Below are 23,290 nucleotides of genomic sequence, written 5' to 3'. Positions count from 1 at the left end.
CACAGTAAGGGATAGCGGTGATTCGAGGGTTCGAGACAACGGTAAGCGGGCGGGCCGTGCTGGCACTGGCCCTGTTCGGGATTCACCTGGTGGCGCAAGGGGCGCCAGAACACATTGACCCGCAGTGGCTGCGGGCCAGCCCTCATCCCAGTACTCAGGCACAGGCCCCACGCCGTGCCGCACCGGCCTTGCGTGCCGCGCTCCCCGAGCAGGGGTTCACCTTGGGGGAGGCCATACGCCAGGCCGTGGAATGGCACCCCAGCATTGCTCAGGCGGTGGGCGTGCTGTACCAGCAAGGGGAAGGCATCAACGCCGCTGAAGCGGGCTATTACCCGCAAGTCAGCGGCGGCCTCAAGGCGGGGGTGGACAGCGGCTACAACGGTGAGCGCGGCAGCCAGTCCCTCAGCCTGTCGCTCAAGCAGATGCTGTACGACTTCGGCAAGGTGGACCATGCCGTGAGCGCTGCCAAAGCCAAAGCCGCCCAGGCCCAGGCCCAGCTGCTGCTGACCATCGACCAAGTGGCCCGTGACACGGCCTTTGCCTACATCGAAAGCCAGCGTTACCGGGCCCTGATGGCCATTGCCGAGGCCCAGTTGCAAGGGCTGAGCAAGATCGTGGACCTGGCCCAGCAGCGCAGCGACATGGGCGCCAGTACCCGGTCGGACGTGGTGCAGGCCGAGTCCCGCGTAGACGGCGGCAGGGCCACCTTGCAGGAATACCGCGCCGCCTATGCCCGCTGGCAGGCGACCCTGGCCAACCTGCTGGGCCGTGCCACCACCCCGGAAGGTACGGACCAAGCGCCCCCCGAGCTGCGCCAGGCCTGCCAGGCCAGCGACACCGGCAGCGATGCCTTGCCGGCAGTGCTGTCGGCCTTTGCCCAGCGCGACCAAGCCCAGGCAGAACTCGCCCAGGCCCGGGCACAAGCCTATCCCACCCTCTCCTTGGAGCCCTCGATTAACCATTACCTGGACAACAGCTACAACGAAAACAACCCCTACCTGGACCGCACCCAGGCCGGCCTCTACCTGAACGTGGAGGTGCCCATCTACCAGGGTGGTGCCACCAGCGCCCGCAGCCGCGCCGCTGGCTATGCGCTCACGGCGGCGGACGCTGCCGAGGATGCCGCCCGGCTTCAGGCGCGGCAGGGGTTGGCCGAAGCGCGGGTGCAAACCCTAGGCCTGAACAACCGGCTAGAAGCCCTGCACCGGCGCCAGGGCAACATCACAGAGGCGCGCGAGCTGTACGGCCACCAGTACCTGGAGTTAGGCACACGGCCATTACTGGACCTGCTCAACGCCGAGCAGGAAATTCACCAGGCCAGCTTCGACCTCACCACTACCCAAGCGGACCTGCAGCGGCTGAACATCGACTGCCTGTACAACAGCGGCGCCCTTCGCCGGGTATTTGCCCTTGAGGGCCGTAACCTGCAGGGCGTGGAGGTGCTGCCATGACTCAAACCACTCACGTGCCTGCCCCGACAGCCACGCCTGATTTTACCCCCTGGAGGGAAGCTGTTCTGGCGGTGGCGCGGCATTACCGGCTGGACGTTTCACCCGAAAGCATCCGCCTGGCCGCCACCCCTGCGAACGAGCCGGTCGAACAGGTGGTACGGCACATGGCCCGGCAGGCGGGCCTCACAGCGAAATTCAGCGGGGCCGACGCCAGGGTGCTCAGCCACTGGCGCTTGCCTCTGGTGATCGAACTCAACGACGGCCAAGTGGGCGTGGCCCAAGGCCTGGGCGCTGCAGGTGAACGCGGTGTAGAGCTAGGGATCGCGTTCAGCGGTGACCAAGGCCTGCAAAGCCGCTTGCTACTGGCAGACCTGACCGGCCAGGTGCGGCGCATTCTGGTACTGCGCCCTGCCCGGCCCCTGGCCGACGCCCGTACCGACGACTACATCGCCCCTTATGACGAGCATTGGTTCCGGCGCATCGTGTTGCGGGACCTGCGGCCCTATGGCCATGTGATGCTGGCCTCGCTGGTGGCCAACGTGTTGGGCATGGCCGGGGTACTGTTTTCCATGCAGGTGTACGACCGTGTAGTGCCCGCCGAATCGCTGCCTACCCTGTACGTGCTGTTTGGCGGGGTGCTATTGGCCATGACCTTCGATTTTCTGATGCGGCTGATGCGCCTGCGCATTACGGACCTTTTGGGCAAGCGCGCGGATCTACGCGTCTCGGACCTGGTGTACGGCCATGCCCTGCGCCTACGTAACTCGGTTCGGCCACGCTCCACCGGCTCGTTCATTTCACAACTGCGCGAGCTGGAGCAGATCCGCGACCTCATTACCTCCAGCACCGCCACAGCTTTGGCCGATGTGCCCTTCTTCTTTCTGTTCGCCGTGGTGTTCTACCTGATCGGCGGGGCGCTGGTGGCCATTCCCCTGTTCGCGCTACTGGCCATGGTGATTCCCGGCGTGCTCTGCCAACGCCGCCTGGCCCGGCTGGCCAATGCCAACCTGCGCGAGTCCTCCTTGCGCAATGCCATGCTGGTCGAAAGCATTCAAGGCCTGGACGACCTGAAAGGCCTGCAAGCCGAGCAACGCTTCCAGCAACAGTGGAACCGCTACAACGCAGCGTCCGCCCAGAGCAGCCTGCAACTGCGCACCCTCACCAATACCCTGGTGACCTGGACCCAGAACGTGCAAAACGCGGTCTACGCGGTGGTGATTGTGGTGGGCGCGCCCTTGGTGATCGGTGGCGACCTTACCACCGGCAGCCTGGTGGCCCTGTCCATGCTGGCCTCACGCATGATGGCACCCATGGCCCAGCTCACCAGCGTGCTCACCCGCTGGCAGCAAGCCAAGGTAGCGCTGCAAGGGTTGGATAAACTGATGCGCCTGCCCCTGGACCACCCCGAGGGCAGCAGCCGGGTGCACTTACCCACCATCAAGGGTGACTATGTGCTGGAACAGGCCACCTTCCGCTACAGCCAGGAAGACACGCCTGCCCTGACCGTCGCCAGCCTGCGCATTCGCCCCGGCGAGCGGATCGCGGTGCTGGGCCGCAATGGCGCGGGCAAGTCCACCCTGCTGCAAGCCTTGGCCGGCAGCATGGACCTGGCCACTGGCAAGGTCACCCTGGATGGCATTGCGCTCAACCATATCGACCCGGCGGACCTTCGCCGGGACGTCGGCCTGCTGTTACAACAGGCCCGGCTCTTCCATGGCACCTTGCGGGACAACCTGACCCTGGGTGCGGGCCTGGCCAGCGACCAGGAGCTGATCGCCGCCCTGGCAGCCACGGGGGCCTTGGACTTTGTGCGGCAACTGCCCAAAGGCCTGGACCACCTGCTGCACGAAGGCGGCCTTGGCCTCTCCGGCGGTCAGCGCCAAAGCCTGCTGCTGGCCCGCCTGCTGATACGCCAGCCGCAGGTACTGCTATTGGACGAACCTACGGCCGCGCTGGACGACGTGACCGAGCGGCTGTTGCTGGATGACCTGGGCAAGTGGAGCCGTGGGCGCACGCTGATCGTGGCCACCCACCGTGTGAGCGTGCTGCAACTAGTGGAACGGGTAATCGTGGTGGACAACGGCCGCATCGTGATCGACGACGCCCGGGATGCCGCTTTGGCCCAGTTGCGACAGCCCGGAGGGCCACAGGCATGAAGCACCTACCCCACAGTGTGACCGACACGCCCTCCTACCTGGACGGGGCCGATGATACGCAGGTGGTACGGGCCAGCCGCGTGGTGTGGCTGACGGCCCTGGCACTGGCCGCGTTCATTGCCTGGGCGGCCACCTTCGAGGTGGTGGAAGTGTCCAACGGGACCGGCAAGGTGGTCCCCAGCTCACGTGAGCAGTTGATCCAGTCTTTAGAGGGCGGCATTCTGGCCTCCCTTAACGTGGCCGAAGGCGATGTGGTCCAGCAAGGGGCTGTGCTGGCCCAGCTGGACCCGACCAAAACCGAATCCACGGTGGGTGAAAGCGAGGCCCGCTTTCGAGCGGCTACTGCCAGTGTTGCGCGGTTGCAAGCCGAAGCCAGCGACCAGCCCTTGAGTTTCCCCCCGGCACTGGAAAGCTCACCCGAGCTGATCCGCAGTGAAACGCAGCTGTACAACAGCCGACGCCGTGGACTGGAAGCCACCCTAAAGGGCATCAACGCCTCCCTGGCGCTGGTACGCAGCGAACTGGAGATCACCGAGAACCTGGCGCGCATTGGTGCGTCCAGCAAGGTAGAGGTGATTCGCCTCAACCGCCAACGCTCCGAACTGGAACTCAAGGCCGCCGAAGCCCGTTCCGAGTACGTGGTGCGAGCACGGGAGGAACTGGCCAAGGCCAGCGCCGAAGCGGACAGCACCGCCCAGGTGATCCGAGGACGCGCCGACTCCCTGTCACGGCTTACCCTCCGCTCCCCGGTGCGAGGCGTGGTCAAGGACATTGAAGTCACCACCCTGGGCGGTGTGGTGCCGCCCAATGGGCAATTGATGCAGATCGTACCCATGGACGACCGCCTGCTGATCGAAACCCGCATCGCCCCACGGGACATCGCCTTTATCCACCCCGGCCAAGCCGCCAAGGTAAAGATCACGGCCTACGACTACGCCATCTACGGCAGCCTGGACGGCACCGTGGTCAACATTTCCCCCGACACGATCCAGGATGAGGCTAAACCGGAAGTGTTCTATTACCGGGTGTATATCCGCACCGCCTCGGATGCGTTGCTGAACAAGGCCGGGACGAGCTTTCCTATCGTGCCAGGGATGATCGCGACCGTAGACATTCGCACCGGGGCGAAAACGGTGATGGCGTATTTGATGAAACCGTTGAACAAGGCGGGGGAAGCGTTGCGGGAGCGTTAGGGTTTGTTTGGGTTAAGTGCTGGGAAGGTGCTCGGCTGAACGTGGCCAACACTAAACTGTTACACCTTCCTCCAAAATGCTTAGCGCTAACTGCGCCGCGTCTCTCACGCCCTCGCTATTCGAGTGTGTTGAAAGTTTAATACCACTGCGCCAAGGCTCATCAACAAACGTCACAGTTGCCTAGGTATACCACTACCTAACGCCCTTGGAGGTGTGATCATATTCGAGTACGGCTTTCAAAGCTTTAATCGCACCATTTTCGGCATATATAAAAGCGATCTTCTACAAGCGGACCGTCATCCGGCATACCTGACATTTTTACCAGTTGTTCAATACCGCCGATTTGGCTGAATCTATCTCCAGAACGGGTCAGCGACAGGCGCCTTGGCCCCGTACAGCGAACGGAGTGGGCCATGACTAACTCGCCAGATGAACAGGCGCTCAAAAAGGATGCCGCTGCTGTTTTCGAACGCTTACAGGCCATGCTGGTCGACGTGCCATCGACCGCCGACGCGAGCGCGTGGCTGGCTAAGGTCTCCAGCGACGGTTCGTTCACCGACATCGCTTATCCCTCGCAAACTCCGGTGGCCGATGTGGGGCCATGGGAGAATCATTTGGACAGAGTGAGGGGGTTGGCAAGTTTCGCCATCAAGGGTGCAGAAGAAAAACAAAAGGCCGGGTATCGCGCTGCTGCTGCCAAGGCGCTGGTGTGGTACACCCAGTGCGATGTTCAGACCAAGAACTGGTGGCAGCGAGAGATAGGCCTGGCTAAGCGAGCTGGGCACGCGCTGGTGGTACTGGCGGCAGCAGGGTCAAACGACGTGCCAGTCGAAACTGTCCACTACCTCGAAAAGGTGTCCAATATCAATCCCGGTACCCGGCACATGACCGGCGCCAATCTTGCCGATTTAGCTGATAACCAGTTGATGTGGGCATTCGGGGGTTGGAAAGTCAGTTCAAACGTAAACTACCTGAAAAAAGCTCACGACGCTTCGGTTGCGCTGTCCAAACTCTACCGCCCCGTCACGCTCAATGGTCCTGAGCAGGGCGAAGGTATACGTGTGGATGGCTCCTTCAGCCAGCATAACCCCGTACAAGGCGATACCGTTTACTCACAGCTGTACACCGGTGGCTATGGGGTGGTTTTTCTAGATGTTTTTTTCAAATACAGTGCACTGCTCAGAGGCGCCTACGCACTCGCCAGAGAGTGCAATACACACGTTTTTGAATTCGTTAAAAAAGGTTTAGCGGGCGCTTATTACAAGGGCCGATATGACCCTCACTCGCTGGGACGAGGCATTAGCAGACCTCAAGCAGAGCGATTTAACACGCCGCAATGGTTGATCTGGTGCAAGGAGCACCAGTATCTTATAAATACTGGAGGCCTCGAAGGTTTTAAAGAAAGTAAAGTCAGAATCGAGGGTCTCTTGTTCGATCAAATTAACGCGTATTGGCTCAACGACAGCCTGACTGCAAAATTTGAAGGATTTGCCTTTTTCAACAAAGTTGTTTCTACCCGCACAGTGGGTACTGAAACCGGAAATGGCGAGAACCTGAAAGGCTATTACCTGGGTTGCGGCACTTACTTCCTTGTCGCCGAAGGGCACGAATACCATAACATCCAACCTCTCTTGGACTGGCAGCGATTACCCGGCCTCACTGCCGAATATGATCCTAACTTTTCTTTCCCACTGCTGGAGTGGGGCAAAAACGCTTGGGGCAGTCATGATTTTGCAGGTGTACTGGAAACTCGGACGGTCCTCGATAAAAAGGACTTCTATAGGCGGCACAAAGTTAGCTGTGGAGTTTCTACGCTTCAATTAACAAAAGGCAATCTGCAAGATACCCGAAAGACGATTATTGTCCACCAAGGCTCCGTTTGCTGCCTTGGCCATGCTGGAAACCTTCGAAAGACTACGCACCCTGTATACACCACTGTCAATCAATGCCTTTTCGTGGATGAGGTCACTATAATAGCGAAAGGCAAGATGCATAAAATCAGCACAGGTATTTCAAAATTTGAGGAAACCGAATGTATTTTTCATGATGGCCTTACATATGACTTTCGAAACGATAATCTGCCAACGATCACTATCGCTATCGAAGAACGAAAAGAAAACTGGAGAACGATCAATACCTCCGTATCTGACTGTGAGAAAAATGCGAAGATACTTACGATCCACACCGAGCACAAGCTGGGGTCGGAAGAATATTTTTGGCGAATTAGCTCAATATTAGACGCACCAAGCCATTCCTTAAGTTATCTCGAAAGCAATCATAGAAAGCAAATAATCAGATTAACCTATGACTTTACACCTGAACCCAAAGACGTCGTAGCCGGATCAATTTTTTATTCTTTCGAAATATTGAGAATACCTGACTGGCCCACTTTAAAATTCTCATCGCCATGCATTTTCATGATGATTCAAGATACCCTATCTTACCCAAAAAAAATTATAATTGTTGTTTCCGACCCTACTCAAAAATTAGAAAGCCTTACCATCTATGTCACAGGATCCGGCATCGAAAAAACACTCACTGCGCATTTCCCTGAAGGCGAAAAGCGAGGTAAAGGTGTTGTCGTAAGTTCGCCGCTATAGATAGCAGGATTACTTAATTCAACCGCCTGAAACCAAACACTATTACAGACCTGCTGGGCGCGCGGACCTGCGCATCTCGGACCTGGTGTACGGCCATGCCCTGCGCCTGCGTAACTCGGTTCGGCCACGCTCCATCGGCTCGTTCATTTCACAACTGCGCGAGCTGGAGCAGATCCGCAACCTGATTATCTCCAGCACCGTCACAGCCTTGGCCGATGTGCCTTCTTCTTTCTGTTCGCGGTGGTGTTCTAGCTGATCGGCGGGGCGCTGGTAACCATTCCTCTGTTCGCGCTGCTGGCCATGGTGATCCCCGGCGTCCCTGCCAACGCCGCCTGGCCCGGCGGGCCAATGCCAACTTGCGTGAGCCCTCCTTGCGCAATGCCAGGCGGGTAGAAAGCATTCAAGGCTTGGACGACACTAAACTGTTATACCTTCCTCCAAAATGCTTAGCACTAACTGCGTAGCGTCTCTCGCGCCCTCGCCATTCAATTATATTGAAAGTTTGATTCCACTGCGCAAAGACTCATCACCAAACGCTGTATCTGCCTGGGTAAACCACTACCCAACGCCCTTGGAGAGGTGATCATCTTCGAGTACGGCTTTCAAAGCTTTAATCGCACCACTTTCGGCATATATAAAAGCGATCTTCTACAAGCGGACCGTCATCCGGCATACCTGACATTTTTACCAGTTGTTCAATACCGCCGGTTTGGCTGAATCTATCTCCAGAACGGGTCAGCGACCGGCGACTTGGCCCCGTGAAGCGAACGGAGTGGGCCATGACCAACTCGAAAGATGAACAAGCGATCAAGAATGATGCCGCTGCTGTTTTCGAACGCTTACAGGCCTTGGTGGCCGTGGTGCCATCGACCGCCGACGCGAACGCGTGGCTGGCCAAGGCCTCCAGCAACGGCTCGTTCACCGACATCGCTTATCCCTCGCAAACCGCGGTGGCCGACGTGGGGCCATGGGAGGATCACCTGCACAGGGTACTGAGGTTGGCAAGTTTCGCTATCAAGGGTGCAGAAGAAAAACAAAAGGCCGGGTATCGCGCTGCTGCTGCCAAGGCGCTGGTGTGGTACACCCAATGCGACGTTCAGACCACGAACTGGTGGCAGCGAGAGATAGGCCTGGCCAAGCGAGCTGGCCACGCACTGGTGGTACTGGCAGCAGCAGGGTCAAACGACGTGCCGATCGAAACTGTCGACTACCTTGAAAAGGTTTCCAATATCACTTCCGGTACCCGGCACATGACCGGCGCCAATCTTGCCGATTTAGCTGATAACCAGTTGATGTGGGCATTCGGGGGTTGGAAAGTCAGTTCAAACGTAAACTACCTGAAAAAAGCTCACGACGCTTCGGTTGCGCTGTCCAAACTCTACCGCCCGGTCACGCTCAATGGCCCTGAGCTGGGCGAAGGTATACGTGTGGATGGCTCCTTTAGCCAGCATAACCCCGTACAAGGCGATACCGTTTACTCACAGCTGTACACCGGTGGCTATGGGGTGGTTTTCCTAGATGTTTTTTTCAAATACAGTGCACTGCTGACAGGCGCCTACGCACTCTCCAGCGAATGCATTGAGCACGTTTATATATTCATTGAAAAGGGTTTACTGGGCGCTTATCACAACGGCCAGTATGACCCACACACGCTGGGACGAGGCATTAGCAGACCTCAAGCAGAGCGCCCTGGCACGCCGCAATGGCTGATCTGGTACATGAAGCGCCGGCAACAGAAGGGTTACGGAAACCTCGAAAGTTTTGACGCAATTGAAGTCAGCATTGAGGATCTCCCATGCAATCGAATTAACGCGCATTGGCTCAACGACAGCCTGACTGCAAAATTTGAAGGATTTGCCTTTTTCAACAAAGTTGTTTCCACCCGCACGGTGGGTACTGAAACCGGAAATGGCGAGAATCTTAAAGGCTTTTACCTGGGTTGCGGCACTTACTTCCTTGTCGCCGGGGGGCACGAATACCGTAATATTCAACCTCTCTTGGACTGGCAGCGATTACCCGGCCTCACTGCCGAACATGATCCTGACTTTTCTTTCCCACTGCTGGAGTGGGGCAAAAACGCTTGGGGCAGCCATGATTTTGCAGGTGTACTGGGAACTTCGACATTCCTCGTGAATAGAAGCTACACAGTTGACTGCGGAATTACTGCACTTCAGCTGACAAAAGGCAATCTGCAAGACACCCGAAAGACGATCATTGTCCACCAAGGCTCCGTTTACTGCCTTGGCCATGCTGGAAGCCTTGAAAAGGCTACGCACCCCGTATATACCACCGTCAATCAATGCCTGTTCAAAGACGAGGTCATCATAAAGTGCGCAGGAGGCACGGAACAAAAAATCAGCACAGGTATTTCGACGTTTGAGCAAACCGAATCTATCATTCACGACGGTTTTCTATATGATTTTGGAAACTATAATCTGCCAACGATCACTATCACTATCGAGGAACGGCAAGAAAACTGGAGAACGATCAATACCTCCGCGCCTAACCGCATGCAAAAAGCGAAGATACTCACGATCTATACCGAACACAAACCGGGATCGGAAACATACTTTTGGCGAATTAGTAGACATTCACAAATGCAACACTTTAGCCTTGACGGTCACGAAAACACTCGTGAATGGCAAATCATCGGATTAACCTTTAAACTCGGAGTCGAGTCTGGGAGCCCCGTACACCGACATGCTGGCACTGTAGCTGGATCAATTTTTGACGCTCCCAGAACATTATTCATATCTAATGGCCCCAGTTTTGAATTCTCATCACCATGCATTTTTATAATTATTTACAAAACCCAACCATCGCGATGGGAAATCACTATTTCCGACCCTACTCATAAACTAGAAAACATTACCATCAACGCAACATGGCACGGCAAAGAACAAACACTTACCGCGCACTTTCCCGCAGGCGAAAAACAAGGTGAAAGTGCTACCGTAAGCTTATTTTGGCCGAACTAGGATTACTTTATTTCAACTGCCCGACGCCAGGCGATATTTTATTAAAACACCAAATCTCAAGCATCAAACGACGCTCCACCCCTGCGTGCTCAACAACCTACACGTGAACTTCCTTGTCTGCCTGCAATGTGCTCCATACCGTGTTTATCGACCCATCTATATAACCGTAAGAGTACGACACCATGCCCGAACAAACCGCCACTGCCTATACGTACGCTAAGCTGTTCCCTGAGCAACTGGCCAACCCTTGCCGCCCCGACGCGCCCGAGTCCAATACCGGGCCGATTGCCTACTTGCATGCCTTGTACTACAAAGCCCTAGAGTTGGAGGGGACCAGCAAGTCTGGCAACCGTATTACGCTGGCGGCGAGGCGGCCAGACATCGTCGAACTGGTGCTTGACCCCCAGCGCCTTGAACAACCTGTCAGCGCACTGACCTTGGCCATTCGAACCCTCGCCCGCCATGCACAGGAACGTGCCGGTGAATCAGTTTACCTGCCTGAGGCGATGGCAAGTGCAGGGCAACACGCTTGCCTGCCTTTTCACCGTGCCCATGAGCAGACCCAGGCCGTGCTCAAGCATTGGCAAATTCCCCATTTGGAACTGTTGCAAAAAACCGGAGAGCGCTATCCCAGCTTCTGCTACAAGCGCCTGCGCACCGACGAACTGCGTCAGGACATGCGTAACGCCAGTGGCTTTAGCCCCGCACTGCAAACCCTGCTACTGGATGAAACCCCGCTGCGCAATACGGGCGATGACTGGCGCAAGTGGTATGGCATGGCGGAGGTCGAGCCCAAGAAGGCGATCGCCTCGCTGCTAGATGTCGAAACATACGGGCGCCGTACGGGCCTGCGCTTCGAGCAGATCCTCGAAATGCTGGCCGTAGCCGGTATCGATGACAACGCCGATGCCGGCTACAGCCTTGTGCATATGTCCAAGGCGTACCGCCCAGCCAGCCAGCCCGAAATCGATAAATACCACTACGGCGCGACTTACATCAATGCCAGGCGCAAAAAACCCTTGACCATCAAGGACGCCAACACGAATACCGGCGTCAAAGCACAGTTCGGCGACCTCGACTACGACTGCCTATCGCGGATGTACCAGATAATCCACCTACAACGAGCCCTCGGCTTGCCTTTCGCTGAGGTGGACCTGCTGCTGATGTCGATCCTGCGCGCCGAAGGCCAGGTCGGCAATTGGCACCTCACACCTGCCACCTTGCGTGCAATCGGTGTATTCCGCTACCTGAACGAAGCGTATGAGATCAAGGCGGAACAGTTCGCCGCACTCATGTGCGAGGTGAATCCGTTCGGGATCGGCGAACAAGTTCCAATGCTGGACCGTATACTGGACGGCCTAAGCGCAAGTGGGCTCGACGCGCCCGAGCCCCTGGCGATCGATGACCGGGCGTTTGATCCGACCGACCAAGCCAAGGGTCAATTCCAGGTCGTACCGACGCTGGCCAAGGTGCTGGGCACTGACGAACCGACGACCCTGTTCTACCTGGACAAAGCAAAGCAAGCACTAGGGGTGAAAGGGCTTACGCTGTCGTTGAAACTGCTGTCCTCGCTGTATCGGCTCAGCCGCATGCATCGCCTGTTCAAGCGCTCGCCTCAGGAAGGCAAGGCGCTTATTGCGCTGCTGGGTACGACGGGGGCCGATGTCTGGTCGCATTTGGCCGGCACACCTGTGATCAGCGACGCAGATAGCAGCGACACCCTCGATACGTTGGTCGCGCTGAGCAATCTTGACCAATGGCTGCGCCGGCAAGAGGTGTCGCCGAGCCGGTTGCTGGAAGCGCTGTCACCGATACCCACCGGCCAGGTAGCACTGGACAGCACGCTGTTGGCCGTCATCCGCGAACATCGCGGTTCGATCGAAAACGTACTCAAGGAGAAGGTCTCGCTAGGGGCCAACGATGCCGCTCCTGTTTCGGAAAAAGAACCCGGCAATTTCTCGGCGCAACAAGAGCAAGTGGCAACGATATTGACGGCTATGTTCGGTACCCCGCAGAACGGTATCGGGCTCAGCACAGAACATGTCCCAGCACTGGTGAGCTGGTCCGGCAGCGACCTTGCGACGGTCCTGAAAGCGGCCATCACAGTCACGGATCCCTCGTCCATTGCATCATCCAAGGAATGCCTGGCCGCGACGCGGTGCTGGCTTGGCCTCATTCGCTGCTGCGCCCTCAGCCTCCTGCTGCGCTTGAGCTCGGGAATGATCCAGGCGCTCAATGACAGCCCTGATGTGTTCGACCTCGAACAGGATTCAAACCAAGCCCTCAGCCTGGATCTCTGTTATCAATTCAGCCGCCTGCGCGATTGGATTCAGGTTTGCCGGGGCAACGGGAAGGACGAAAAGGATGCGATCACCTATCTGGCCGACTATGGTCCACATCGCCTCAGCACCGACAGCGCCGAGCTTAGGGCTGCCGCCAAGGCGTTGAACGCTCTGATCGGCTGGAGCGAGGATGAAGTACTGGAGGCTTGTCCGCATGTCAGCATGGACACAGTGGTCACAGATGCCAGGCCTACGTTCGATGATTTTTTGAAGGAAGTGACTCAGGAAGATCGTGTGGCATTCGAAAATCACAAGATCGAGGACTTCTTTCGATTCTTCGTCGTGCGATATACCGGCGCCTATACCTACAAGGACAAGGCGCTACAGCTACTTGTTGACAAATTGAGGGCATTCATGGAGCGGCACCCGGGGCCACTGTTGGTCACGGCAAAGCAATATAAGCAGGCTTATCAGCCAGCCGTGTGGATCGAACACTGGAAAGGCGTGCAGGCCGATGAAAACGAAAAGGTAAAGCGCGGGTACTTCCCCATTGCGTTTGAAGCTTTGGCTGATAAACCGCAGACGGTTCATCGGTCTGTTAGTGCGGCTAGCGTGCCCTCCACCGTCAGCGATATCGACCTCGTTCTGCGCCTGAAGGAATTCTCGGAAAAAACAGGATTGGCGTGCACTTCGCTGCTGAATTTCAGAGCCCTGAACGAAACCTCTGCCTATTTAGCGTATGAAGGAACGAGCCAGCTTTTTCTGGCCACGCTGAACGCGTCCTCGAGTGAAACCGTCGACACGCGAGTTCGCGAATGCTGGCGCGATGCCCTGGCGGGTTATCTGATTGCCCACTGGGCACCACCGCAACCCGACGCAGTCGCCAGCGTTACCTCCTTCGATGACCTATCAAGCTATTGCCTGTGCGATATCGCCATCGGCAGCCAAGTCAACACGACGCTTCTCAATCAAGCCATTGGGAGTCTGCAGCATTACCTTTTCCGCTTGCTCGCTCACCTCGAACCGGGATATGCCACTGCGCCTTCAGCGCAATCACAAAAGGAATGGCACAGCGTGCTGGGGCAGTACAACACCTGGAAACGCTTGATGGATGAGTACAACCATCCAGCCAATCTCATCCACTATGCCAATCGACCAAGGAAAAGTGTGGCATTCCAAGAGCTGGAGGTGGAGCTTAACCAAGGCAAGATGGACACCGACCTGTTGCACACAGCAATCTGTGGCTACCTGACGAAGTTCGAGCGTGTCAGTAATCTTCAAGTAATCAGCGGTTACCTGGACAGCCATGATCCGAAATCAGGTATGTACCATTTTATCGCAAAGACCAACACCACCCCGTATGAGTATTACTGGCGTACGTTCGACATCAGCATGCGTGATGAGCAGGAGCGGATTAATCCCCTGGCATGGAGCGAATGGGAAAAAATCAGTTTGGCTACCACCGACCCCATTGCGCAAAATTCGCACCATGACGTCATACGCCCAGTGGTCATTGCTGGGCGTCGCTATGTGTTCTGGGTGGAGCGCGGCACTACGGACCTACCCGATGGTAAAAACGCTAATAAAACGATGGCGGGCAAGCGCAAGTTTTCGATGAATTACGCGTTTCAGCAAAGTGATGGCGCTTGGAGCACAGCGAATGAACTTCTAAGCCTTGATGGCTATGACAGGGATGGCGTGTGGCACAACACTAATGATTCTAAGAATCCTAACAATTTTGTCAAATCGGAGGATTACAAGCCTGGTTTGATCGTCATTGTCAACCAAGAGGGCGTTCGTAGAAATGACCCCTGGCTGGTCGCATTGATGTATGACAGCAATAAATCCTCGGGAACGGGCCTTGTCAAGGATGCTGACTACTATCTTGAAGCCCGCGACCTATTACTTTTGCGCTCGCAATCGACTAGCGACATTGAGGGAGAACTGGTCAAATCCTTACTCGCCAGTTATAAGGATCAGCACGCCGTTCAACACCCTTATGATGGCAAGCCGGTAATCATTGAGTGCTCTTTAATAAACGAGGAGGAACAATGGGAATACAGTCTGGAATGGTATAAAAAACCCAAGCAGCCTGTATTTACCCTGGACCTGCACCCCAGTACGGATGCAGAATCGTCGCTTGTCGCTATCGCTCAATACAACCAAAGCGGCAACATGCCTGGCCAGACCGGGCGGGAGAGCAAATTAACCATCAGCGTCGAAAGTGCCGATGGTGTTCTACACTCGGCCTCAGTCCATCAAGGCATGTACGTCGAAAGCCTCCAAACAAAGGTGACAGTGCCTTATAGCTTGAAGAAAGAAATTAAAATCACGTTGACCTATATTAATTATGGTAAATTAGTTTACAAAAACACTTATACAGTTGCAGTGAAGCAATACGCCAAAGATGAATACTGGAATATTTCCATTGTCACGAATGATGCCCAAGCACAATATCTCGATCTAGGCACAGCCGATAAAATTAATCCACCGTTGCAGGTTAGCAAAATCCGGCTTAATACCATGTTCGGTAAGAACTTGGTCGCTCGGGCTACCCAAAGTGTAGCCAAGGTACTGGATTGGGAAACGCAACTGCTGCCTGAGCCGAGCCTGGACGACCCCAAGGCCACGGTCGAGATGGATCTCCACGGTGCCAACGCGCTCTACCTACGTGAACTGTTCCTCCACCTGCCAGCGATGGTCGCCATGCGCTTGACGGAACAGGGACAGTTCGAGGAGGCGGAAGACTGGTACCTGTCTTACCTGTTCAATCCTTACCGTCACGAGGCGGATGAACATGGCCGCCCTGCACCGTGGTGCACACGACCGCTCGCACACGTTGGCACCTTGCGCTCGGTGCTGCGCCTTGGCGTCGACCTCATTAGCCGGGTGTTTGTGCTTTCGCGACACTACCAACAAGCGGTTTACCTCTCGCTGCTGGAAAACTGGCAACAGCAAGGCGATCATCATTATCGCCAACTCACACTCAGCTCGTTGAATCAGGCCTGGCTGTGTTATCAACAAGCCCTGAAGGTGCTAGGCCCCCTGCCCGAAAGTGATACCACCTCGCGGTGGGCTTCCGTTGCCTTGGATAAGCTGGACAGCAATGATTTCCGCAAGCCAGTCAACCCACGCGTACGTAGCTTGCAAGCTACGTTGGAAAGCCGCCTTTACAATCTGCGACATGGGCTGACGCTCGACGGGAAAACGTTGCCGCCTCTTGACTGGAATACTGAGCGGTTGGACGCGTTCATGCCTGCGAGAGGGGGTATCAGCAATGCACCCAGGCCCTATCGTAGTGGGCAAGTGGCGCTTCCACACTATCGGTTCCGCCAGCTGCTCCCCTTGGCCAAGGCAGCGGCTCAACAGTTGTCGGACTTTGGGCGGCATTACATGAAGCTGATGGAAGACGAGTTCAATACCACTTTGTCTGTCCAGCTCAAGGAGCACGACATCAAGATAGCGGACTTCGCCATTCGCCTACAGAAAGAACTGGTCGATAACGCTCGGGCCAAGATTACGATATTGCAACTCAATCATGCCAAGGCCAGCGCACACAAGGATCATCTCAATCGTCTCATTGACGTAGGTCGCTCGCCCATGGAGGAGGCCGCCACCTCAATGACGTGGATATCAAACGCATCCAAGGTAATGTCGGTACCTTTCGAGTCGGTGGCTGCGGCAGGTGAAGCGGCCTTACCGACGATTTACGGAATGGCTGTTGGCGGCAACGATCCATTTGCCCCCTTAAGAGCAACCTCGATAGGGCTGAAAACAATAGCAGATGCCCTGGGCCTCGTGTCCAACGAGTTGGCAACCCAAGCGGGCTATGAACGACGTGCAGTAGGTTGGGCATTTGACAAAAACCAAGTCGAATGGGATCTGAAGATCCTGGACCAAGAGCTTGTCGAAGCCAAGGGCGAGCTCGCAGCAACCAAGCTTGGCCTGGCTCAACAGCAACAGGATCGGCAGAACCTCCAGGAGGCCTACATATCCATGACCACTGGATTCACCATCATTCCGATTTACAACTGGATGGTGGTGCGCCAAGGGCAGATTTACGGTGTGGCCTACGATGCCGTCCGGTCGTTATGCGCCACGCTGGAAGAGGCCTGGCGACAGGAGATCGGTGACTATCGACGCGGGAGCTTTTTCGACACCACGGTCTGGAGTGAGAACTACAAGGGCATGCTAATAGGTGAGTCTTTGCTCGTTGATTTGCAACAGATGGAAAACGAGTACTTGCTGAAGAATGAGCGTCGGCTGACCAACAGGAAGACATTCAGCCTCAAAAAACTATTCGGCACCTCCGAGTGGGAACAGCTGCTCAAGCGAGACGATAAACGCGTCGACCCCCTATCCTTGAAATTCGCGTTCAAGGCTTCCCATTTCGACCGCAACTTCCCTGGCCAATACCTGCGCCAACTCAAATATGTGTCCGTCACGATCTCGCTTAAAGGCAAGGAATCAATAAGCGAACTCAGTGCTACGCTTGTTCAGACGGGAAGTACTCTGTTGCTGGAGGACAAAGACGACGCGGCCAGCTCGCTCTACCCTGAACCAAAAGCCAGTAGTGGCTTAGGTTCAAATGATAAAACCTTGATCGCCAAAGCGGGTCAGGATCCGCAACTGGTACTGCGCAATCCAAGCATGAGGCAACAGATCGCACTCTCTTCGGCAATTGCCGAAGACGGGCTGGGGTATGAGCCAGGCACTTGGGTCTACGAGCTTATGTTCCACGATGGCCGCTACCTGCCGTTCGAGGGCACAGGCGCCATTTCGGAATGGACCTTGGACATTCTGGGTGACGAGGCCTTGCTCAAAGATCCAACAATCATCGAAGACATCTCCATCAATATGGTGTACACGGCCAAGGCGGGAAGTGATAGCTTTACTCAGCATGTCAAAAAGTTGTTGAAAGAAATGAAATAGGTAGTTTGATTCGTTCTGCCAAGGAATAAGCGCGCCCCTGCGGCGCGCTTTTTTATGAAATTTTCCGCCCCCCCGGCCTTTCCTTGACTGCAAACCCTGAAAGCCAGTGCTCGTGAGGGTTCACAGCCAAGCGACGAGATTTCCCACACCTTACGGATACGCAAGATTTTCTTACAATTGGTTGAGTAGCGAGCGAGGGCGTAAAGGCCGCAATAACCCTTCAAAGCCTGCCTGAGGCCGTGCCTCAATTCCGCGCCAACTGCGCACCCCGCCCTTCCAGCAATTGCTGGTTCTGGAACCGTGTCCACTCCCGTCGGATCTCACTGTACGGCATGAAGATGCTCACGCGAGGCTGGTTAGCCAGGTCTGGGCGGTTCAAGGCCTGCAGGTCACCCTGGGTGAGATAAGCCACATTGATACCCACCGCGTCGCCATCGGCCGCAAACACCGGGCCGCCGGACATACCTTTGCCTGTCGGGGCGTTGGTGGTGCCGTACATCACATTGTCGGTGGTGCTCAGCCGCACCATGGCGGGCAGCGCTTGGCCCTCACCCTTGATGGGCACATACAGGGAGTTATAGCCCACGGCCGTCAGGGTTTCCCCAGGTGTGTACTGGCGCCACGCTGGCGCGTGATCGGCTTTGTGCCGGAAGAACTGCACATCGCCCTGCCCTTGGTGCACAGCGCCGGCCAGGTAAGGCACGTGTTTGACGGTCACGGCGTACGCCTCGTTCCACTGCACGGCGGTGCCCATGAGCAGCAGTGGGATAGGCCCACCTGAATGCACCACAAAGGCTTGGTTGTAGACAGGGTCCTGCAGGAAGGCGGTAGGCAGGCCGTTGCAACCGCTGAGCAGTACGCAGGCAAGGAGGAGTGATTTGAAGGGAAACATAGTGGCGAGTGGCTATATAGGAGTGATGGCCGCGAATATGTCAGTAAGCCATTACCTACACCAGTGCCGGTTATCTGGATCCATGCGCAGCAAATGTTGGCCCGCCAATTATCGATATGCCTATTTGTTTAGCGCGCTTTATAAACCCCTGAAAACCCCATTGCAGAGCGTTTTAAACCCTATCTATAAGCTTCATAGAGGATCCAATAAAACTATGGATGGTTAAGATTTAATAGAAATCCGCCAGACGGTCGTAAGCCAAGGCTCACACGTGGATTTTCTCCATGGAACATCTTTCACCTTAATTGCGCACGGTTAGCTGACAAACCCCGGCGTTAACCGGCATGCTGGCACATTCGTAGCCCGCCCCTGCGCGGGGGTCTTTTTTCCTGCCTGTGTCCACTCATGCAAAAACCCGTTCGGTTGTTCATTGCCTGCCTTGTATTGGTGCTGGTCGCGTGCCTGGCGTGGTGGTTCAGTAACCGTCAGCCATCCGCCCCCATCCAGATCATGCCCAGCCGGGTTCCGGTCAAGGTGATACGTGTTGAGCGCCAGGATGTACCTGAGCTGTTGTCCGCCATCGGCACCGTTGCGCCGGTGCAAAGCGTGACCCTGCGTGCCCAGGTAGACGGCATCCTCACCCATGTGTGGGTCAAGGAAGGCCAGTTCGTGGATAAGGGACAATTGCTGGCCAGCATCGATGATCGTGCCGTGCGTGCCAGCCTGGACCAGGCCCTGGCCATGGCCGGTCAGACGCGAGCACGGTTGAAAGCAGCAGCCTCAGACCTCAAGCGCTACACCAACCTGGCTGACGACCGCAGCATCACCCGCCAGCAGCTGGACCAGCAGCAGGCACTGTATGACCAGTTGCAAGCTACTCAGCTCGGGGACGAAGCCGCCGTAGCCGCCGCGCGCGTGCAAGTGTCCTACACGCAGATTCACTCGCCGCTGGCCGGGCGTGTGGGCATTCGGGCCGTGGACGAAGGCAACCTACTCAGGGTCAGCGATGCCACCGGCTTGTTTACGGTCACCCGGCTGGACCCTATCACTGTGGAATTCGCCCTGCCCCAGGCCGAGCTGCCCGTCCTTCAAAGGCTGCTCAAGGCGCCAGAGCAAGCGCCGGTGACTGCCTATGCCGGGGGTGATCTCCAGAGTGGGGTGGCACTGGGGCAAGGGCAGCTCAGTTTGATCGACAACCAAGTGTCCAGCACCACAGGTACGGTCAAGGCCAAGGCCCAGTTCCCTAACCCAGACCAGGCCCTGTGGCCCGGCCAGCTGGTGAATGTGCGGTTGCAGACACAGGTGCAGCGCGGGGCGCTGGTGGTGCCTAACGGTGTGGTACAGCGCAGCTTGGACGGGACCTACGTGTACCGCTTGCAGGGCACGGCGGTGGAAAGCGTGCCGGTGGCCGTGGTGTATGAAACGGCGGCCCTGTCGGTGATTACCGGTGTGGCCGAGGGAGATACGCTGGTCAGCGATGGGCAATCCCGGCTAAGGCCCGGCACCCAGGTTGAAGTGCTGCAACCCAAGCCGACCGCAGGCATCGCGCCATGAACGGCCTACGCTCCCCTTCGGCGTGGTGCATCGACCACCCTATTGCCACCTTTTTGCTGACCTTTGCACTGGTGCTGCTGGGCTTGATCGCCTTTCCACGCCTGCCTGTGGCACCGCTGCCGGAAGCTGATTTTCCCACCATTCAGGTGATCGCCCAACTGCCGGGTGCCAGCCCGGAAACCATGGCGTCTTCCGTGGCCACGCCGTTGGAAGTCCAGTTCAGTGCCATTCCTGGCCTGAACCAGATGACCTCCACCAGCGCCCTGGGATCAACGAACCTGACGTTGATGTTCAGCCTGACCAAGAACATCGATGCAGCAGCCCAAGAAGTACAGGCCGCCATCAACACCGCTGCTGGGCGACTGCCCCAAGACCTGCCCAACCTGCCCACCTGGCGAAAAGTGAACCCAGCGGACAGCCCGGTGCTGATCCTGGGGATCAGTTCGTCCCTGCTGAGCACCCCCGAGCTGAGCGATAAAGTAGAAACCTTGCTGGCACGGCAACTGAGCCAGATCGAAGGCGTGGGCGTGGTGAACATCAGCGGCCAGCAACGCCCGGCCATTCGCGTACAGGCCCAGGCAGACCGCCTGGCGGCTGTGGGCATTACCCTGGGCGACCTGCGCGCCACCATCCAGGCCAGCAGCTTGAACCTGGCCAAAGGTGCCCTTTACGGGCAGAACCGCATTTCTACCCTGGCTGCCAACGACCAGTTGTTTACCCCTGAAGACTATGGAGACCTGATTGTCGCCTATCGCCAAGGCGCACCGGTGCATATGCGGGATGTGGCCACGGTGGTGTCGGGCGCTGAAAATGATTACGTGCAGGCCTGGTCCGAAGACCAGCCGGGTGTGAACCTGGCGATCACGCGCCAGCCCGGTGCCAATATCGTGGACACGGTCGACCGTGTGCAGGCAGCCCTGCCCGCGTTGGAAGCCTTGCTGCCCGCCTCTATCGACGTCAAAGTACTCAACGACCGCACCGAGACCATTCGTGCCTCCTTGCATGAAGTGGAGCTGACGCTGGCCATCGCCGTGCTGTTGGTCATCGCGGTGATGGCGCTGTTCTTGCGCCAGCTGTCGGCCACGCTGATCGTGTGCGCTGTGCTGGGCGTGTCGCTGGTCGCCAGCTTCGGCTGGATGTACCTGCTAGGGTTCAGCCTGAACAACCTCACCCTGGTGGCCATCGTGATTGCGGTGGGGTTTGTGGTGGACGATGCCATTGTGGTGGTAGAAAACATCCACCGTTACCTGGAACAGGGCCTCGGGCGGCGAGAGGCGGCCATCCGTGGCAGCGGCGAAATCGGCTTTACGGTGGTGTCCATCAGCTTCTCGTTGATCGCCGCGTTTATCCCGCTGCTGTTCATGGGGGGTGTGGTGGGCCGGTTGTTCAAGGAATTCGCCCTTACCGCGACGTCCACCATTCTGCTATCGGTGCTGGTATCGCTGACCCTGGCGCCTACATTGGCGGCGCTGTACATGAATGCCCCGGTGCATAAACCCCACGCCAAAGCCACATTGTCGGACCGTATGGTGGCAGCGTATGACCGCTTGCTCACCCGAGCGCTGAACAACCAGCGCCTTATGCTGGGCGTGTTCATGGTGTCGCTGGGGCTGGCCGTGGCCGGTTATGTGTTCATTCCCAAAGGCTTCTTCCCGGTGCAGGACACGGGCTTCGTGGGGGGGACAACCGAGGCGGCGGCCGACACCTCTTATGCGGCGATGGTGCAGAAACACCTGGCCCTGGCCAGGATTGTGGCGGCCGACCCGGCCGTGCGCACCTTTTCTCACTTCGTGGGGGCCTCGGGCAGTAACCAGACCGTGGCCAGCGGGCGCTTCTGGATTTCCCTCAAGCCACGGCAAGACCGTGACGTGGACGTAAGCGGTTTCATCGATCGGCTGCGGCCGAAACTGGCCCAGGTGCCGGGGATTGTGATGTACCTCCGGGCTGGGCAGGACATCAACCTCAGCTCCGGCCCCAGCCGTGCCCAGTACCAGTACGTGCTCAAAAGCAACGATGGCGATGCCCTTACGCTGTGGGCTCAGCGTTTGACCGACGCCTTGCGCAAGAATGGCAGCTTCCGCGACGTGTCCAACGACCTGCAGTTGGGGGGAAGCACGACCCCCATCGAGATCGACCGGGCCGCCGCCGCGCGCTTCGGCCTCAGCGCCAGCGACGTGGACCAGGCCCTGTACGACGCCTTCGGCCAGCGCCAGGTGAGCGAATTCCAGACCCAGACCAACCAGTACAAGGTGATACTGGAGCTGGACGCTGCCCAGCGGGGCCAGGCCGACAGCCTGAACTATTTCTACCTGCGCTCGCCGTTGACCGACGAAATGATTCCGCTGGCAGCCTTGGCCCACGTGGGCACGGCGCGCAGCGGCCCGATCTCCATTGCCCATGACGGCATGTTCCCCGCCGCCAACCTGTCCTTCAACCTGGCCCGGGGCGTAGCGCTTGGGGATGCCGTGGCCCAGTTGGAGAACATCCAGCGGGACCTGGCCATGCCCACCAGCATCACAGGCACGTTCCAGGGTGCTGCCCAGGCATTCCAAAGCTCCCTGGCCAGCCAGCCTTGGCTCATTCTGGCAGCGCTGGTGGCGGTGTATATCATCCTGGGTGTGCTGTACGAGAGCCTGGTGCACCCGCTGACCATCATTTCCACATTGCCGTCTGCAGGGTTGGGCGCGCTCATGCTGCTCTGGGCCACCGGGCAAAGCTTCTCGATCATGGCGTTGATCGGGCTGGTGCTGTTGATCGGGATCGTGAAGAAGAACGGTATTCTGCTGATCGACTTTGCCCTCAATGCGCAGCGCAACGAAGGCCTGTCTCCCCGCGAGGCCATTCACCAGGCGTGTCTGGTACGGTTGCGCCCCATCGTGATGACCACCCTCGCCGCCCTGCTCGGCGCTGTGCCGTTGATGCTGGGTTATGGGGCGGGGGCTGAGTTGCGCCAGCCATTGGGTATTGCCGTGGTGGGCGGGCTGTTGTTGAGCCAGGTTCTGACCCTGTTCACGACCCCGATTGTTTACCTGCAACTGGAGCGGGTGTTTCGTAGAAAAGGTAACAGCAAAGGCAGTGTGGGCCTAAAGGCTTCGTAAGTTCCCGGGCAAGCCCGGTCCCACAGGTGTACGGCTCATTTCTGTAGGAATGGGGGGTCGGCCTTCCGGCGAAGCCCGCGAATGAATTGCACTGCATAGGTTGGACAGGGTGTCCAACCTATGGGGGCAGTCCAGGGAAATGGGGTTACAGGTT

The 23,290-nt window shown here is 57.3% G+C and carries 9 protein-coding genes and 1 pseudogene; 9 read left to right on the top strand and 1 reads right to left on the bottom strand.

Annotation, left to right across the window (positions count from 1 at the left end; genetic code table 11):
• Positions 1-17 precede the first annotated feature (17 nt).
• From HBH25_RS14195 to HBH25_RS14165, 7 genes and pseudogenes are all read left to right on the top strand, one after another.
• Positions 18-1,451 carry a TolC family outer membrane protein gene (locus tag HBH25_RS14195; RefSeq protein WP_168084570.1) on the top strand — a complete coding sequence of 478 codons (1,434 nt, stop codon included), beginning with the start codon at positions 18-20 and terminating at the stop codon, positions 1,449-1,451.
• Positions 1,448-3,607 (top strand): type I secretion system permease/ATPase, encoded by a 2,160-nt coding sequence (locus HBH25_RS14190; protein WP_168084569.1) that lies wholly within the window; start codon positions 1,448-1,450, stop codon positions 3,605-3,607. Before HBH25_RS14195 ends, HBH25_RS14190 begins: the two co-directional genes overlap by 4 nt.
• Positions 3,604-4,800, top strand: a complete 1,197-nt coding sequence (locus HBH25_RS14185) for an HlyD family type I secretion periplasmic adaptor subunit (RefSeq protein ID WP_168084568.1) — start codon at positions 3,604-3,606, stop codon at positions 4,798-4,800. The genes HBH25_RS14190 and HBH25_RS14185 overlap by 4 nt, the downstream gene beginning before the upstream one ends.
• 413 nt (positions 4,801-5,213) lie before the next feature.
• Entirely contained in the window at positions 5,214-7,400 is a 2,187-nt protein-coding gene (locus HBH25_RS14180) for a polysaccharide lyase family 8 super-sandwich domain-containing protein (protein WP_168084567.1), read from the top strand.
• Positions 7,401-7,458: 58 nt separating this feature from the next.
• Positions 7,459-7,828: pseudogene (locus tag HBH25_RS23355) on the top strand (6TM ABC transporter family protein); the annotation flags it as partial.
• A gap of 351 nt (positions 7,829-8,179) precedes the next feature.
• A complete protein-coding gene (locus HBH25_RS14170; RefSeq protein WP_168084566.1) occupies positions 8,180-10,378 on the top strand; it encodes a polysaccharide lyase family 8 super-sandwich domain-containing protein in 2,199 nt (732 codons plus the stop codon).
• Between the two features lie 182 nt (positions 10,379-10,560).
• Entirely contained in the window at positions 10,561-17,592 is a 7,032-nt protein-coding gene (locus HBH25_RS14165; protein WP_168084565.1) for a Tc toxin subunit A-related protein, read from the top strand.
• Between the two features lie 244 nt (positions 17,593-17,836).
• Here HBH25_RS14165 and HBH25_RS14160 read toward each other — a convergent pair whose 3' ends face one another.
• A complete protein-coding gene (locus HBH25_RS14160) occupies positions 17,837-18,484 on the bottom strand; it encodes a trypsin-like peptidase domain-containing protein (RefSeq protein ID WP_168084564.1) in 648 nt (215 codons plus the stop codon).
• A gap of 405 nt (positions 18,485-18,889) precedes the next feature.
• Between HBH25_RS14160 and HBH25_RS14155 the strand changes: the two genes are divergently transcribed.
• Together HBH25_RS14155 and HBH25_RS14150 are read left to right on the top strand one after the other, a co-directional pair.
• Positions 18,890-20,038: an efflux RND transporter periplasmic adaptor subunit gene (locus HBH25_RS14155; RefSeq protein WP_168084563.1), complete on the top strand. Its 1,149-nt coding sequence runs from the start codon at positions 18,890-18,892 to the stop codon at positions 20,036-20,038.
• On the top strand, positions 20,035-23,136 hold the full coding sequence (locus tag HBH25_RS14150; protein ID WP_168084562.1) for a multidrug efflux RND transporter permease subunit: 3,102 nt from the start codon (positions 20,035-20,037) through the stop codon (positions 23,134-23,136). Before HBH25_RS14155 ends, HBH25_RS14150 begins: the two co-directional genes overlap by 4 nt.
• Positions 23,137-23,290: the final 154 nt, after the last annotated feature.

Source organism: Pseudomonas quercus, assembly GCF_012033695.1.
GTDB classification, from domain to species: domain Bacteria; phylum Pseudomonadota; class Gammaproteobacteria; order Pseudomonadales; family Pseudomonadaceae; genus Aquipseudomonas; species Aquipseudomonas quercus.
This window is presented reverse-complemented; position numbering and strand designations above follow the sequence as displayed.

Excerpts from the sequence above, each read along its gene's own strand:
- HBH25_RS14190 (WP_168084569.1), top strand. The coding sequence starts at position 1,448 with ATGACTCAAACCACTCACGTGCCTGCCCCGACAGCCACGCCTGATTTT.
- HBH25_RS14185 (WP_168084568.1), top strand. The coding sequence starts at position 3,604 with ATGAAGCACCTACCCCACAGTGTGACCGACACGCCCTCCTACCTGGAC.
- HBH25_RS14180 (WP_168084567.1), top strand. The coding sequence starts at position 5,214 with ATGACTAACTCGCCAGATGAACAGGCGCTCAAAAAGGATGCCGCTGCT.
- HBH25_RS14170 (WP_168084566.1), top strand. The coding sequence starts at position 8,180 with ATGACCAACTCGAAAGATGAACAAGCGATCAAGAATGATGCCGCTGCT.
- HBH25_RS14165 (WP_168084565.1), top strand. The coding sequence starts at position 10,561 with ATGCCCGAACAAACCGCCACTGCCTATACGTACGCTAAGCTGTTCCCT.
- HBH25_RS14160 (WP_168084564.1), bottom strand. The coding sequence starts at position 18,484 with ATGTTTCCCTTCAAATCACTCCTCCTTGCCTGCGTACTGCTCAGCGGT.
- HBH25_RS14155 (WP_168084563.1), top strand. The coding sequence starts at position 18,890 with ATGCAAAAACCCGTTCGGTTGTTCATTGCCTGCCTTGTATTGGTGCTG.
- HBH25_RS14150 (WP_168084562.1), top strand. The coding sequence starts at position 20,035 with ATGAACGGCCTACGCTCCCCTTCGGCGTGGTGCATCGACCACCCTATT.